The sequence below is a fragment of the Streptomyces bacillaris genome (genome assembly GCF_003268675.1).
GTDB lineage: Bacteria > Actinomycetota > Actinomycetes > Streptomycetales > Streptomycetaceae > Streptomyces > Streptomyces bacillaris.
This window is the reverse complement of sequence record NZ_CP029378.1, coordinates 6,826,944-6,842,101: the sequence shown is the minus strand read 5'-3', so window position 1 is coordinate 6,842,101 and position 15,158 is coordinate 6,826,944. Positions and strand designations below refer to the sequence as shown.

Sequence of the window (15,158 nt, the reverse complement as noted above, 5' to 3'; positions counted from 1 at the left end):
CCTGCCTCTTCGGGCACGGACTCCGGGGCCTGTCGATGACGACAGATGAAGCGGCTCACCAGGGGAAACGCCGGAAACCGAAGAGAGGACGCAGGGGTCCGGCGAAACCCGGCCATGCGCCCGCCGACGGCGGCGTACCCGATGACGAACCGCCGCGCACTGCCTCCCATCCGGACTTTAACCGTCGGTCCAGGAATCTCACCTGGTCAACCGGCCGCTGGCTGCGGACGGGTCGCGGACTATAACCGCCGGTTCGGAATTGCACCGACCCCGGAGTGCGCTGCTACTGGTACGGAACCAGTCTGCCACGGACACCCCTCGGCCATGCGGGTGAGTCCTGTGGGCTGGGTCACAGGGGCGAGGGACCTGGTCACGGAGCGCGAGGCCGGGGCGCGGGAGCAGGGGGCCGGGGGCGCGGGAACAACTGGCGCAAACCCGTCGGAGCGAAACCCGACAAGTGGTCGACAACGTAGTCATTCAGAAAGTCGCGCGATAAAGGTCCAGACCTATTGACGCACTGGTCTAGTCCTCTTAATCTCTGCGTCACCTCGGAGGTTCGGTCCCACGGTGTGCGCACACCGGGACCCCGACAGACCCACCCCCTTTTAGCCAGTTGTGTTCTGCCGACCTCCCCAGGAGGAACGACCACATGCTGTCCCCCACCAGAGCGAGAGCCACGCTCCTCGCCGCCGGCGCAGCCATCGCCGGCCTGCTGATGACCTCCCTCGCCGCCACTCCGTCGGCGGCCGCCACCGACCACGAGTCCTGTCGCCCGGACGGGCTGTACAAGACCCCCGGCGTCGACACCCCGTACTGCACCGTCTACGACACCGACGGCCGCGAGAAGATGGGCGACGACCACCAGCGCCGCGTCATCGGGTACTTCACCAACTGGCGTACCGGCAAGGACGGCCGGGACCCCTACCTGGTCCCGAACATCCCCTGGACCAAGGTCACCCACCTCAACTACGCCTTCGCGCACGTCGACAGCGCCAACAAGCTCTCGGTCGGGCCCGACAGCCCCGACAACGCCTCCACCGGCATGACCTGGCCGGGTGTCGCAGGCGCCGAGATGGACCCGTCGCTGCCCTACAAGGGGCACTTCAACCTGCTGACGAAGTACAAGAAGCAGTACCCGGACGTGAAGACCCTGGTCTCCGTGGGCGGCTGGGCCGAGACCGGCGGCTACTTCGGCCCGGACGGCACGCGCGTCAACTCCGGCGGCTTCTACTCGATGGCCACCAACGCCGACGGCTCGGTCAACACGGCGGGCATCAACACCTTCTCCGACTCGGCCGTGGACTTCGTCCGCAAGTACGGCTTCAACGGCGTCGACATCGACTACGAGTACGCCACGTCCATGAAGGACGCGGGCAACCCGATGGACCACGCGCTGGCCAACGGCCGCCGCGCGGGCCTGGTCAAGGGCTACGACGTCCTCATGAAGACCCTGCGCGAGAAGCTCGACCGCGCGGGCGCCGCCGACGGCAAGCACTACCTGCTGACCGTCGCCGCCCCGTCCTCCGGCTACCTGCTGCGGGGCATGGAGACGTACCAGATGCAGAAGTACCTGGACTACGTCAACATCATGTCCTACGACCTGCACGGCGCCTGGAACGAGTACGTCGGTCCGAACGCCTCGCTCTTCGACGACGGCAAGGACAACGAGCTGGCGCAGGCGGGCGTCTACACCACCTCGCAGTACGGCGGTGTCGGCTACCTCAACACCGACTGGGCCTTCCACTACTTCCGCGGCTCCATGCCGGCCGGCCGGATCAACATCGGCCTGCCGTACTACACCCGCGGCTTCAAGAACGTCCAGGGCGGCACCAACGGTCTGTGGGGCAAGGCCGCCGCGACCAGCTGCCCGGCCGGTTCCGGTCTGACCAAGTGCGGTGACGGCGCGGTCGGCATCGACAACCTCTGGCACGACAAGGACGACAACGGCCAGGAGGCCCCGGCCGGCTCGAACCCGATGTGGCACGCGAAGAACCTGGAGAAGGGCATCGTCGGTGACTACCTCACCGACTACGGCTTCCCCGCGAACACCCAGCTGACCGGCACCTACGTCCGCAACTACGACTCGACGCTGGTCGCCCCGTGGCTGTGGAACGCCCAGAAGAAGGTCTTCCTCTCCACCGAGGACGAGCAGTCGGTGAAGCGCAAGGCCGACTACGTGGTCGACCAGGGCATCGGCGGCACGATGATCTGGGAGCTGGCGGGCGACTACCAGTGGAACGCGGCCAAGGGCCAGTACGAGACCGGCAACACGCTGACCACCGCGATGTACGACGCCTTCAAGACGGCGGCCCCGTACGGCGCGAAGCGCTCCACGGTCGACCTGCCCACCCAGGCCGTGAACATCGACGTCTCCTTCGGCCAGTTCGCCCTCGGTGACTCCAACTACCCGATCAGCCCCAAGCTGAAGATCACCAACAACACCCAGGCCACGCTGCCCGGCGGCACGGAGTTCCAGTTCGACTACGCCACCTCCGCCCCGGCCAACGCCAAGGACCAGTCCGGCTTCGGTACGTCGATCATCCGCAGCGACCACACCGCCGCCAACAACATCGGCGGGCTCAAGGGCCCCTACAACCGGGTCTCCCTGAAGCTCCCGGCCTGGCAGACCCTGGCCCCCGGCGCCTCGGTGGAGCTGGACTTCGTCTACTACCTGCCCACCTCCACGCCGTCCAACTGGACCGTGACCTTCGGCGGGAAGTCCTACGCCCTCGCCGGTGACCTGGCCCGCGGCACCACCCTGGTCGAGCCCGGCACCGGCACCAACCCGACGCCGACCCCGGACCCGACCGGTCCCACGCCCACCCCGACCCCGACTCCGACCCCGACGCAGCCGGGCGGCACCTGCTCGGCCCCGGCGTGGAACGCGGGCACCGAGTACCAGGGCGGCGCGGTCGTCAGCCAGGACGGCCACGAGTGGAAGGCCTCGTGGTGGACGAAGGGCGAGAAGCCCGGCACCACCGGCCAGTGGGGCGTCTGGAAGGACCAGGGCGCCTGCTGACTCCCGTACGGGGGTGAGCGCGTCGCCCCCGTGACCTCCCCGCACCACGCGTGAAGCCCCGGCAGCCACTGCCGGGGCTTCACCCGTTGCCGGCCGCTCCCGGGGCCGTACGGCCTGCCGGGGCCGTGCCGCCCGGCTCGCGTCACCGCCCCGGCCCTCGTCCGCGCCGTACGGGCCGGACGCCCGTGCCCCGCGTCCCGTTCTCAGCCCCCGGGGGCGAACAGCGCCTCCTGGGCCGCGTCGCGGGCGGTGAGCAGCGCCCCGCGCAGCACCGCCCCGTCCCCCAGCGAGCCCGCCCGGACCTCGGTGCGCAGCGGGGACATCACGGCGAGGCGCTCCTCGACCCGGGCTGCGAGCGGGGCGCCGCCCGCCTCCCCGACCGCGCCCGCCAGGAGGACGCAGCCGGGGTCCAGGACCGAGACGACGGCCGCGGCCCCGAGGGCGAGCCGGTCGGCCACCTCGTCCAGGAACGGTTCCCCCCGCTCCCCCGCCGCCAGCGCGGTGCGTACGGCCGCCACGGCGGTGGCGTCGGGGGCCGCGCCGTCGGGCAGCGCGATGCCGTGGCGGGCGGCGAGCTCGCAGAGGGCCGCCGAACCGGCCAGGGAGTAGAAGCCGCCCGCGCAGTCGACGGCCGAGGGCAGTCCGGTCACCCCGGGCACCGGCAGGAAGCCGATCTCGCCCGCGCCCCCGGAGGCGCCCTGCCGCAGCCTGCCGTCCAGCATCACGGCGGCCCCGATGCCCTGGCCCAGCCAGATGAGGACGAAGGTCTCCCGGTCCAGGGCGGCCCCGGCCCGGTGCTCCGCGACGGCGGCGAGGTTGGTCTCGTTCTCGACGAGGACGGTCGCCGGCAGCCGCTGCTGGAGGACCCGGACCAGGGCCCGGTGCCAGGCGGGCAGCTTGGAGGTGTCGCGCAGTTCGCCGGTGGCCGGGTCGATCAGGCCCGGGGCCCCGATGCCGACGCTGTGCAGGGGGACGGACCCCGCCTCGCGGGCGGTGCGCTCCAGGAGGGCGACGGCCTGTTCGACGGCGGGCCCGGTCCCGGCCTCATCGGTGATGGGCAGGGTGGCCTCCGCGAGGGTGGTCCCCAGCAGGTCCGCGACGACCACGGAGACGCTGCCGGTGCGCACGTCGAGGGCGGCGAGGTGGGCCCGGTCGGCGACGATCCCGTACAGCTTGGCGTTGGGTCCCCGGCGGACGGCGCCGGACTCGCCGACGACATGGATCAGACCGGCGCCCTGGAGCCGTTCGACCAGGTCGGCCACGGTCGGGCGGGAGAGTCCGGTCAGGTTCTTGAGCTGTGCGGCCGTCAACGGGCCGTCCTGCTGGAGCAGTTGCAGGGCGAGGCGGTCGTTGATGGCCCGAGCCGTGCTCGGTGATGCGGGCATACCGGGATCCTTCCAGACCACCACGGAGCCTCTTTCCCGGGTCGGCGGAGAGGGGCCGCCCGAAAGAACTATCTATCAGGCAGGGTTCCTGATAGTTTACGCGACGCAGTCCGGCCGCCTCGCGACGCACGCGGCACTCTCAGGGGAGGGCACAGCCCGTATGACGAAGGAACCGACCGCCGCCGCGGTCCACAGCAGGGAGCAGGTGCGGCGGGCCCGGGTCGCCGTCGCCGCCGTCTTCGCGGTGCACGGGGCGGTGACCGGCAGCTTCGCGACCCGGGTGCCATGGATCCAGGACCACGCCGGGGTGAGCGCGGGCCAGCTCGGCCTGGCGCTGGCCTTCCCCGCGATCGGCGCCTCGATCGCGATGCCGCTGGCGGGCCGGATCAGCCACCGGTTCGGCGCCCGGACCGCCCTGCGCGGGCTGCTGGCCCTGTGGACGCTGGCGCTGATCCTGCCCGCCCTGGCGCCGAACCTGCTGACGCTCTGCGCCGCCCTCTTCGTTTACGGGGCGACCGCCGGGATGTCCGACGTGGCGATGAACGCCCTGGGCGTGGAGGTGGAGAACCGCCTCGACAAGTCGATCATGTCGGGGCTGCACGGCATGTGGAGCGTGGGCGCGCTGATCGGCTCGGCCGCGGGCACGGTGGCCGCGCACATCGGCGCCGACGCCCGGCTCCACCACACGCTGGCCGCGCTGGTGCTGACGGCGCTGGGGCTGGCCGCCTGCCGGAACGTGCTGGACCTGCGCAGCGAGCCGGACGAGGAGCCGCCGCGCTTCACCCTGCCGCCGAAGTCCGCGCTGGTCATCGGGGCCGTCGGGTTCTGCGCGGTCTTCGCGGAAGGCGCCAGCCTGGACTGGTCGGCGGTCTATCTGCGGGACGTCCTGGGCAGCTCGGACGGGGTCGCGGCCGCCTCGACCACCGCCTTCGCCCTGACGATGGCGGTGGCGCGGCTGGCCGGGGACCGGATCGTGGACCGGTTCGGCGCGGTGCGGACCGTACGGGTGGGCGGGACGCTGGCCACACTGGGCGGGCTGCTCGTGGTGTTCTCGCCCTCCCCGGCGGCGGCGATGGGCGGCTTCGGGCTGCTGGGGCTCGGCGTGGCGGTCGTGGTGCCGCTGGCCTTCGCGGCGGCCGGGCGCAGCGGACCCAACCCGAGCCAGGCCATCGCGGGCGTCGCCACCATCACGTACACCTCCAGCCTGATCGCCCCCTCGGCGATCGGCGCACTGGCCGAGACGACCTCGCTGGTGGTCTCCTTCGGCGTGGTGACCGCGCTGGCGTTCGGCCTGGTGGCGGGGGCCGGGGTGCTGCGGGCGGGCGACCGGAAGGGGCCCGGCTCCGGAACACCGGCCGGTGGCGCGGGGACGGGCGGTGCGGCGGCGGGCGGTGCGGCGGCGGGCGGTGCGGCGGCGAAGAGCCCGGTCGGGGGCTGAGGCCGCTCGGGTGGGCGCCGGGGCGCGGCCACCGCAGGCCGCCGCCCGCCCGTCGGAGGCTCAGCCCTGCCAGAGGCGCCTGGAGGCCCCGGTTCCGGCCCGTCCGGGGCCGGGGCCGCCCCGACGGCGGGGCTCCCCGCCGCACCACTACCATGGCGCTGATCTTTTCCGCAGGTGAACACCGAACACCTGGTCGCGCAGCGTCGCGGACCGGCCGGCACACCGAGCAGACCTTCAGGGAGCAACCATGAGCCTCGGCGTGCGCTGGACCTTGCACGGCGACGGGAAGACCCCCGCGCCCGGGGCGGTGGTCCGCCCCGACGAACGGCTCTCCTGGCCCCGTACGTTCGGACTCGGCGCCCAGCACGTGGTGGCGATGTTCGGAGCGTCGTTCGTCGCCCCGGTGCTGATGGGTCTCGACCCGAACCTCGCGATCATGATGTCCGGGGTCGCGACCGCGATCTTCCTGCTGGCCACCAAGGGCCGGGTGCCCAGCTATCTCGGCTGCTCGCTCTCCTTCGTCGGGGTCGCCGCCACCATCCGGGCGAGCGGCGGTGACAGCGCGACCGTCACGGGTGCGGTGCTGGTGGTCGGCGCGGCGCTGTTCCTGGTGGGCCTGGCGGTCCAGCGGTTCGGCGCGCGCATCATCCACGCGGCGATGCCGCCGGTGGTGACAGGCGCCGTCGTGATGCTGATCGGGTTCAACCTGGCCCCGGTGACCGCGTCGACGTACTGGCCGCAGGACCAGTGGACCGCGCTGCTGGTGATGCTCTTCACCGGGCTCGCCGTGGTCTGTCTGCGCGGTTTCCTCTCCCGGATCGCGATCTTCCTCGGGCTGGTCTTCGGCTATCTGCTCTCCTGGGTGCTGGACCTGGTCTTCGGCAAGATCCACTCCCCGGCGGGCGGCGCGGAGGCCGTCGACCACTGGCGTCTGGACCTCTCCGCCGTCGGCCAGGCCGACTGGATCGGGCTGCCGTCCTTCCACGCTCCGGCCTTCGAGTGGTCCGCGATCCTGGTCGCGCTGCCCGTGGTGATCGCGCTCGTCGCGGAGAACGCGGGCCATGTGAAGGCCGTGGGCGAGATGACCGGCGACCCGCTGGACGACAAGCTCGGCACCGCCATCGCGGCGGACGGTGCGGCCTCCATGCTCTCCACCGCCGTGGGCGGCCCGCCCAACACCACGTACTCCGAGAACATCGGCGTGATGGCCGCCACCCGCGTCTACTCCACGGCCGCCTACTGGGCCGCCGCCTGCTTCGCCCTCCTCTTCGGCCTCTGCCCCAAGTTCGGCGCGGTCGTGGCGGCGATCCCCGGTGGGGTGCTCGGCGGCATCACCGTGATCCTGTACGGGATGATCGGCCTGCTCGGTGCGCAGATCTGGCTCAACGGCCGGGTGGACCTGCGCAATCCGCTCAACCTGGTCCCGGCCGCGGCGGGCATCATCATCGGCGTCGGCGGGGTCAGCCTGAAGATCACCGACAACTTCGAGCTGGGCGGCATCGCGCTCGGCACCCTCGTCGTGATCACCGGCTACCACGTGCTGCGCGCCTTCGCCCCGGCCCACCTGAAGACCCAGGAACCGCTGCTGGACGCGGGGACGTCGGCGTACGACGAGGGGTCCGGAACCGTCGAGGGGCCCGGCGACGGCGGAAAGCCCGGGACCGGCACGAAGCCCGGGACCGTCGAGGGGTCCGGGACCGGCACGAAGCCCGAGGACGGCACGAAGCCCGAGGAGGGCGGGAAGCCCGGACGCTCCGAGCAGCCCTGAGCGGCCGTCGCGGGCGCCCGGCGCGCCTCGAACCCCTTTTCCGGCACGGTCGTTCGTCCGTTCCGATGAACCTTCGGCCGACCGGTGCCGGGCCGGGCCCAGGACTGGGACGCTCCGCACATGACGCAGACCGAACAGTCCACGGAACCGGCAGTGCGCTCCCGCCCCCGCCGGTGGCCGCCCGGAGACGGAATCGGGGTCTTCCACGACGTACGGCTGGCGGTCGTTGGGGCGGAACGCCGAAGGGGCGGTTCCCTGGAGGCACGGCTCGCGGAGCGGTATCTGGCGGCGCTCGACGCGGCGGACGCGGGCGGGCGGACGCCGGAGTGCCGACGGCCGCTGTTCCAGTACCGCCACCACCCCGGCGTACGCCCCGTGCAGTTCGCGCTCGCCGGTCTCCATGCGCACATCGCGCACGACCTGCCCCTGGCCATGGTGGACATCTGCCGCGCGCGCGACTGCGAACCGGCGGCGCTGGAAGGGGAGTTCGAGCGGGTGGGCGATCTCCTCACGCTCCTGGAGGAGCGGATCCACGACGAGCTGATGCCGGACCCCGACCTGCTCCGGATCACGGACCCGCTCACCCATCTGGTGAGTTCCTGGAGCCTGGAGCGGGCCCGTGAGGCGGCCTGGTCGACGGCCCGGGTGCTCCGGCAGCTGCGCGGATCCCCGGCGCTGGCCGAGGAGTTCAGGCAGCGTACGGACGCGGGCGCCGGGCTCGTGGTGCGCTTCCTGCTCACCCCGGCCGCCGACGCCCGCACACCGATGTGGCTCCCGGCTCAGTCCTCCGGCAGCTCCACCGGCGCGATCTCGTCGTAGAGGTCGCCGGGCCCGGGGTTGGTCGGGTCGGTGGCCCCGCCGAACTGGTGCATGACGCCCCACACCGCGTTGAGCGCGGTCTGCACGGCGCCCTCGGCCCAGCCGGCCGTCCAGGAGATGTCGTCCCCGGCGAGGAAGATCCCGCGCTTGTCCTCGGGCAGCCGGTCCTGCATGAAGTGGGTGAACAGCCGCCGCTGGTAGCGGTAGTGGCCGGGCAGGTTCGCCTTGAACGCGCCCATGAACCAGGGCTCGTTCTCCCAGGAGACGGTGACCGGGTTGCCGATGATGTGGCTGCGGATGTCGACGTTCGGGTAGATCTCGCCGAGCGACTTGAGCATGACCTCCATGCGCTCCTTCGGGGAGAGCGGCAGCCACTTCAGGCTGTCGTCGCACCACGTGTAGGAGAGGCAGATGACGGCGGGCTTGTCCGGGCCGTCGTCCAGGAGGTAGGTCCCCCGGGTCATCCGGTCGGTGAGCGTCATCGACATGGTGTCGCGGCCGGTGCTCTCGTCCTTGTCCAGCCAGAACGGCCGGTCGACGGGGACGAACAGCTTGGACGACTCCATGTAGTGGGTGCGCTCCATCGCCGTCCAGTGGTCGATCGGGAAGAGCGCGTCATCGCAGTCGATCTTGGAGAGCAGCAGCCAGGACTGGCCGGTGAAGACGGCGGCCCGGTAGGTGCGGATGTCGCCGGAGGCGTCGGTGACGGTGATGCGGTTGCCCGCCGTACGGGTCAACCGGGTGACCGCGCCGCGCGGCTCGCCGCCGTGCAGGGAGGAGAGCGAGGTGCCCTGCGGCCAGTGGACGATCTTCTGCGGCTCCCGGTCCCAGAGGCGCAGCGGGAGCTGCTGGCTGCCGCCGACGATGCCGCGGTGGTGGTCGTCGGCCTCGGTGTAGACGACCCGCAGGATCTCCAGGATGGAGTTGGGGAAGTCGGTGTCCCAGCCGCCGGTGCCGAAGCCGACCTGGCCGAAGATCTCGCGGTGGCGGAAGGACTTGAAGGCCTCGGACTCGCAGAGGAAGCCGTAGAAGGTCTGGTTGTCGAGCCGCTCGACGAGCTGCGACCAGATCTCGCGGATGCGCGGGACGTCGCGCTCGCGCAGCGCCCGGTTCATGTCGGAGAAGTCGGCGCCCTCCTCCAGACAGGCGTTCCAGGCGTCGGCCACATCGCGGTAGACCTGCGGCAGGTCGTCGATGGTCTCGGCGTAGTGCGACTCGCCCTTGAGGTCCACGACGGTGGAGGGGGTGGCCGGGGAGAGCGGGTTGGGGAACGCGCGGGTCTCCAGGCCGACCAGGTCGATGTAGTGCTGGAGCGCCGTGGAGGACGGCGGGAAGCGCATGGCGCCCATCTCGGCGGTGAGCGAGGGGTCGCAGCCGTCGAAGCCGACGGTCCGCAGCCGGCCGCCGATCCGGTCCGCCTCGTAGACGACGGGCTTGAGGCCCATCTTCATCAGCTCGTACGCGGCGATGATGCCGGAGAGCCCGCCGCCGATGACGGCGACCTCCTGGCCGTGCTCGGTCGCCGGTATCTGGCCGAGGCCGGCCGGGTGGGCGAGGAAGTCGTCGTACGCGTACGGGAAGTCCGGCCCGAACATGGTGATCGGCGGGGCGGTGGCGTCGGTGTGCTGGACGGCGTTGGGCACCGTGGACGTCATGGGGTACGGACTCCTTGCGCTGTACGGAAGTTCGGGGAGGGGGCGGGCTCAGGCGAGGGAGCCGTAGAGGCCGGGGCGGCGGTCGTGCAGATACGGGTTGGCGGCGCGGGAGGCGGCCAGGAACTCCGGGTCCACCTCACCGATCACCAGTTCCTCGCCGCGCCCGGCGCGGGTGCGTACGGTGCCGTCGGGGCCGGCCAGGCAGCTCAGCCCGACGAACTCGAACTCGCCTTCCGGGCCGGTCCGGTTGACGTACGCCACGTACAGCTGGCTCTCGAAGGCCCGTACGGGGACGACGGATTCGGCGACGAACTGGAAGGGGTGCATCTGCGCGGTGGGCACCAGCAGCAGGTCGGTGCCGGCCAGGGCGTGCGCCCGTACGTTCTCCGGGAACTCGACGTCGTAGCAGATCAGCAGGCCGATCCGGATGCCGTCCAGCTCCGCCTGGACCACGGTCTCCTCGCCCGGGGTGAACCACTCCTGCTCGAAGCAGCCGAAGAGGTGGGTCTTGCGGTAGTTCGCCAGCCGCGTGCCGTCGGGGCCGATCAGCTGGGAGGAGTTGAAGATCCGCTCGCCGTCGCGCTCCGGGTAGCCGTAGAGGACCGCGAGGCCGTGGCGTACGGCGATCTCGGCGGCGGCCTGCGCGCCGGGGCCGTCGGCAGGCTCGGCCAGCTCCGGGACGGCGTCCCCGATGGCGTACCCGGTCAGGAACAGCTCGGGGGCGACCAGCAGCCGGGCACCGGCCGCGGCGGCGCGCGCGGCGGCCTCGTCCAGCGTCTTCAGGTTCGCCTCGACGGCGCCGGGCCGGCCGGAACTCTGGAGCAGGGCGGTACGCAACGGGGGCATGGCTGACCTCGGACGGTGCGGGCGGGGTGGGGAGACGTATCGACGGTACGTGTCGCCGTTCGGCCCGGACAAGGCGCGAGTGTTGCGCACCGACCGTCGATTCGTTGCGCCCCGGGGCCCGCCGGCGGCGAAATGTTGCGTCGGGCATCACCGCAGGTCAGTGGGGTGATGTGCGCCACTTCCCGGGGCGCTGTACGGGCCCCGGATCAGGCCGGCGGGGCCTCCGCCGAGTAGCGGCGCAGCAGCGGGGAGAGGACCAGGACGGACTTGGTCCGCTCGACGTACGGCTCCCCCGCGATCCGCTCCAGCACCTGCTCGAAGTGGCGCATGTCGGCGGCGAAGACCTGAACCACCGCGTCGGCCTCGCCGGTGACGGTGGAGGCCGAGGCGATCTCCGGGTAGCGGGCCAGGCCCTGCTTGATCGCTTCCGGGGAGGTGTTGCGGCTGCAGTAGATCTCGATGAAGCCCTCGGTCTCCCAGCCGAGCGCGGCCGGGTCGACGCGGACGGTGAAGCCGGTGATCGCGCCCTCGGCGCGGAGCCGGTCGACGCGGCGTTTCACGGCGGGGGCGGAAAGGCCGACGATGGCGCCGATGTCGGCGTAGGAGCGCCGGGCGTCTTCGGCGAGGGCGTGGACGATGCGTTCGTCGAGGTCGTTCAGGCGCACGTCGGGCGGTTCACTTCTCTGCGATGGGTCCGGCTGCGGGAGGCGGCGGGTGTGCCGCCTCCCGCAGTAGACCATGAGCCGCCGCCGGGGGCGTGCTCGGCGCAGGGGAAGGCCCGTGCGTCCGGCGGGTGGCCCGTGGGTCAGAAGGGGAACTGCGAGCGGCCGTGCTGGACGGAGATCCACTTCTGGGTGGTGAAGGCCTCCACCATCGACTCGCCGTTCAGCCGGCCGAGCCCCGAGCCCTTCTCGCCGCCGAAGGGGACGATCGGCTCGTCGTGGACGGTGCCGTCGTTGATGTGGATCATGCCGGTGTGGATGCGCTGCCCGACCCGGACGCCGCGCTCGATGTTGCCGGTGTGGACGGCGCCGCTGAGACCGTACGGGGTGTCGTTGGCGATCCGGACGGCCTCGTCCTCGCCGTCGAAGGGGACGATCAGGGCGACCGGGCCGAAGATCTCCTGCCGGAGGACGGGCGAGTCGGCGGGCAGGCCGGTGAGGACGGAGGGGCTGACCAGGTTGCCGTCGACGCGGCCGTGGAGCAGCGCGGTGGCGCCGGACTCGACGGTCTCGTCGACGAGCCGGGAGATGGACTCGGCCTGCGAGGAGTTGATCAGCGGGCCGATCTGGGTGGCCGGGTCGGCCGGGTCCCCGACGGTGAGGGAGGCGACCTTGGCGACGAACTTCTCGGTGAACTCGGCCTCGACCGCCCGGTCGACCAGGATGCGGTTGGCGGCCATGCAGACCTGGCCCTGGTGGACGTAACGGCTGAAGACCGCGGCGTCGACCGCGTACTCCACGTCGGCGTCGTCGAGCACGATCAGGGCGCTGTTGCCGCCGAGTTCGAGGACGACGCGCTTGAGGTTGGCGGCGCAGACGGTGGCGACGTGCCGGCCGACCTTGTCGGAGCCGGTGAAGGAGATGACCTGCGGTACGGGGTGCTCCAGCAGGGTGTCACCGATCTCCGCGATGTCGGTGACGACGACGTTGAGCAGTCCGGCGGGCAGCCCGGCGTCCTCGAAGACCTTGGCCAGCAGGGTGCCGCCGCAGATCGGGGTGTTCTGGTGCGGCTTGAGGACGACCGCGTTGCCGAGGGCGAGGGCGGGGGCGACGGACTTGAGGGAGAGCAGGAAGGGGAAGTTGAAGGGGCTGATGACCCCGACGACCCCGACGGGCACCCGGTAGACGCGGTTCTCCTTGCCCTCGGTGGGCGAGGGGAGGATCTGCCCGGCCGGGCGCAGGGCGAGCTGGATGGCCTCGCGCAGGAACTCCTTGGCCAGGTGCAGTTCGAAGGCGGCCTTCAGGTGGGTGCCGCCCAGCTCCGCGACGATGGCCCCGGCGATCTCCGGCTCGCGCTCCTCGACGATCCGCAGCGCCTTTTCCAGGACCGTGCGCCGGGCGTACGGGTTGGTGTCGGCCCACGCCTGCTGGGCGCGCTCGGCCGCGCGGTAGGCCTGGTCGACCTCCTCGGCGGTGGCCACCGGGATCGAGGCGAGCTTCTCCCCGTCGAAGGGGTTGAAGTCGATGATGTCCCAGGACCCCTTCCCCGGCCGCCACTCGCCGTCGATGTACTGATGGGCCAGGTCAGTGAAGAAGGACATGAGATCCCTTACCGCAGAGAGGGAGGCAGCTGATTGCGGTTCATATTACTGAGCTTTCAACAGAGTTGAAGCGGGATCCCGGCCACCTCGGACGGGCGCCCGGGAAGGGCGTCTGCAGGGGTTCCGGAACGCCGCTGCCCCTCCCGGTACGAATGACCGGAAGGGGCAGGGGTGTCGGGGAGGATCAACTCCAGCTGGCGTGCAGCGGCTTGCCCTCGGCGTAACCGGCGGCGCTCTGGATGCCGACGACGGCCTTCTCCGCGAACTCCTCCAGGGAGGCGGCACCGGCGTAGGTGCAGGAGGAGCGGACGCCCGCGATGATCGAGTCGATCAGGTCCTCGACGCCCGGGCGGGCCGGGTCGAGGAACATCCGGGAGGTGGAGATGCCCTCCTCGAAGAGCGCCTTGCGGGCCCGGTCGTACGCGGACTCGTCCGAGGTGCGGTTCTTCACGGCGCGCGCGGAGGCCATGCCGAAGGACTCCTTGTAGGAGCGGCCGTCGGCGGACTGCTGGAGGTCGCCGGGCGACTCGTACGTCCCCGCGAACCAGGAGCCGATCATCACGTTGGACGCGCCCGCGGCGAGCGCCATGGCGACATCGCGCGGGTGGCGGACGCCGCCGTCCGCCCAGACGTGCTTGCCGTGCTTCTTCGCCTCGGCGGCGCACTCCAGGACGGCGGAGAACTGCGGCCGGCCGACGCCGGTCATCATGCGGGTGGTGCACATGGCGCCGGGGCCGACGCCGACCTTGATGATGTCGGCGCCCGCCTCGATCAGGTCGCGTACGCCCTCGGCGGCGACGATGTTGCCCGCGACGATCGGGACCCGCGGGTCCAGGGCCCGTACCGCCTTCACGGCGGCGATCATGGATTCCTGGTGGCCGTGGGCGGTGTCCACGACGAGGGTGTCGACGCCCGCGTCCAGGAGCTGCTTGGCCTTGCCCGCCACGTCGCCGTTGATGCCGACGGCGGCCGCGATGCGCAGGCGGCCCTGGGCGTCGGTGGCGGGGGTGTAGAGGGTGGCGCGCAGAGCGGCCTTGCGGGTGAGGATGCCGACGAGGCGGCCGTCCTTGTCCACGGCGGGGGCGAGCTTGCGGTTGGCGCCGTCGAGCTTGTTGAAGGCGTCGCGCGGGTCGATGTCCGCGTCCAGCAGGACCAGGTCCTTGGACATGACCTCGGAGAGCTGGGTGAAGCGGTCGACGCCGGTCAGGTCGTGGTCGGTGACGACGCCGACCGGGCGGCGGTCCGCGTCCACGACGACGCCCGCGCCGTGCGCCCGCTTGGGCAGCAGGGAGAGCGCGTCGGCGACGGTCTGGCCGGGGGCCAGCTCGATCGGGGTGTCCAGGACGAGGTGGCGCGTCTTGACCCAGGTGATGACGTCGGTGACGACCTCGATCGGGATGTCCTGGGGGATGACGACGAGCCCGCCGCGGCGGGCGACGGTTTCGGCCATCCGGCGGCCCGCGATGGCGGTCATGTTGGCGACCACGAGCGGGATGGTGGTACCGGTCCCGTCCGGCGAGGAGAGGTCCACGGCCTGGCGGGAGCCGACGGCGGAGCGGCCCGGAACCATGAAGACGTCGTCGTACGTGAGGTCGTACGGAACCACGGAGGAGTCTGTGTAGCGACCGGTGCCCGGCTCAAGAAAGCGCATAAATCTCATTTTTTCATACGAAACGGCGCAGGTCGTTTCCACGAAGACACAGCAAAAGACCCCCGCGTTCGTCTGTTCCTCCAAAGCGATCCTGGAGGCCTCCTGAGAGGTGGCCGGGGGTCCCGGGCAAGTGGAACCTGCCTTACCCACGGACTCTACCCGAACGGGATTCGAATCATTCGTGATCACCATCCCTGGACCCGGTGACAACGGGTCAGGTAGCTTCAAAGCCGCAGGTCTCGGGGTGTCCGAGGTGCCGCTCCGGCACATCGGCGGCCCCGGCACACCGTTTGACCGGAGAGGATCCAGATCCG

The 15,158-nt window shown here is 71.4% G+C and carries 10 protein-coding genes and 1 riboswitch; of the genes, 4 read left to right on the top strand and 6 right to left on the bottom strand.

Annotated elements, in window-relative coordinates; all coding sequences use genetic code 11:
* Positions 1–152: 152 nt before the first annotated feature.
* Positions 153–283, bottom strand: a riboswitch (FMN riboswitch).
* Between the two features lie 366 nt (positions 284–649).
* Positions 650–3,019 carry a chitinase C-terminal domain-containing protein gene (locus DJ476_RS29860; protein WP_103421154.1) on the top strand — a complete coding sequence of 790 codons (2,370 nt, stop codon included), beginning with the start codon at positions 650–652 and terminating at the stop codon, positions 3,017–3,019.
* A gap of 203 nt (positions 3,020–3,222) precedes the next feature.
* Here DJ476_RS29860 and DJ476_RS29855 read toward each other — a convergent pair whose 3' ends face one another.
* Positions 3,223–4,404: an ROK family transcriptional regulator gene (locus tag DJ476_RS29855; protein ID WP_103421155.1), complete on the bottom strand. Its 1,182-nt coding sequence runs from the start codon at positions 4,402–4,404 to the stop codon at positions 3,223–3,225.
* A 160-nt stretch (positions 4,405–4,564) separates the two neighbouring features.
* Here DJ476_RS29855 and DJ476_RS29850 point away from each other — a divergent pair, with 160 nt between their 5' ends.
* The 3 genes from DJ476_RS29850 to DJ476_RS29840 all read left to right on the top strand — a co-directional run bounded on the left by DJ476_RS29850 (position 4,565) and on the right by DJ476_RS29840 (position 8,429).
* Positions 4,565–5,842: an MFS transporter gene (locus DJ476_RS29850; protein ID WP_112491948.1), complete on the top strand. Its 1,278-nt coding sequence runs from the start codon at positions 4,565–4,567 to the stop codon at positions 5,840–5,842.
* Between the two features lie 247 nt (positions 5,843–6,089).
* Positions 6,090–7,610, top strand: coding sequence for a uracil-xanthine permease family protein (locus tag DJ476_RS29845; RefSeq protein WP_112491947.1), 1,521 nt, complete (start codon positions 6,090–6,092; stop codon positions 7,608–7,610).
* Positions 7,611–7,730: 120 nt separating this feature from the next.
* The gene (locus DJ476_RS29840; protein ID WP_112492658.1) at positions 7,731–8,429 is read left to right on the top strand and encodes a DUF5995 family protein; all 699 of its coding nucleotides are present in this window, start codon (positions 7,731–7,733) and stop codon (positions 8,427–8,429) included.
* On the opposite strand, the gene DJ476_RS29835 is transcribed toward DJ476_RS29840, so the two are convergent.
* The 5 genes from DJ476_RS29835 to DJ476_RS29815 all read right to left on the bottom strand — a co-directional run bounded on the left by DJ476_RS29835 (position 8,390) and on the right by DJ476_RS29815 (position 14,844).
* Positions 8,390–10,084 carry a flavin monoamine oxidase family protein gene (locus DJ476_RS29835; RefSeq protein WP_103421158.1) on the bottom strand — a complete coding sequence of 565 codons (1,695 nt, stop codon included), beginning with the start codon at positions 10,082–10,084 and terminating at the stop codon, positions 8,390–8,392. The two genes, DJ476_RS29840 and DJ476_RS29835, sit on opposite strands and share 40 nt — an antisense overlap.
* Positions 10,085–10,132: 48 nt before the next feature.
* A complete protein-coding gene (locus DJ476_RS29830; protein WP_103421159.1) occupies positions 10,133–10,930 on the bottom strand; it encodes a carbon-nitrogen hydrolase family protein in 798 nt (265 codons plus the stop codon).
* A 206-nt stretch (positions 10,931–11,136) separates the two neighbouring features.
* Positions 11,137–11,595: an Lrp/AsnC family transcriptional regulator gene (locus DJ476_RS29825; protein ID WP_093439645.1), complete on the bottom strand. Its 459-nt coding sequence runs from the start codon at positions 11,593–11,595 to the stop codon at positions 11,137–11,139.
* A gap of 140 nt (positions 11,596–11,735) precedes the next feature.
* Positions 11,736–13,193: an aldehyde dehydrogenase family protein gene (locus DJ476_RS29820; protein ID WP_112491946.1), complete on the bottom strand. Its 1,458-nt coding sequence runs from the start codon at positions 13,191–13,193 to the stop codon at positions 11,736–11,738.
* A gap of 184 nt (positions 13,194–13,377) precedes the next feature.
* A complete protein-coding gene (locus DJ476_RS29815) occupies positions 13,378–14,844 on the bottom strand; it encodes a GuaB1 family IMP dehydrogenase-related protein (RefSeq protein WP_103421161.1) in 1,467 nt (488 codons plus the stop codon).
* Positions 14,845–15,158: the final 314 nt, after the last annotated feature.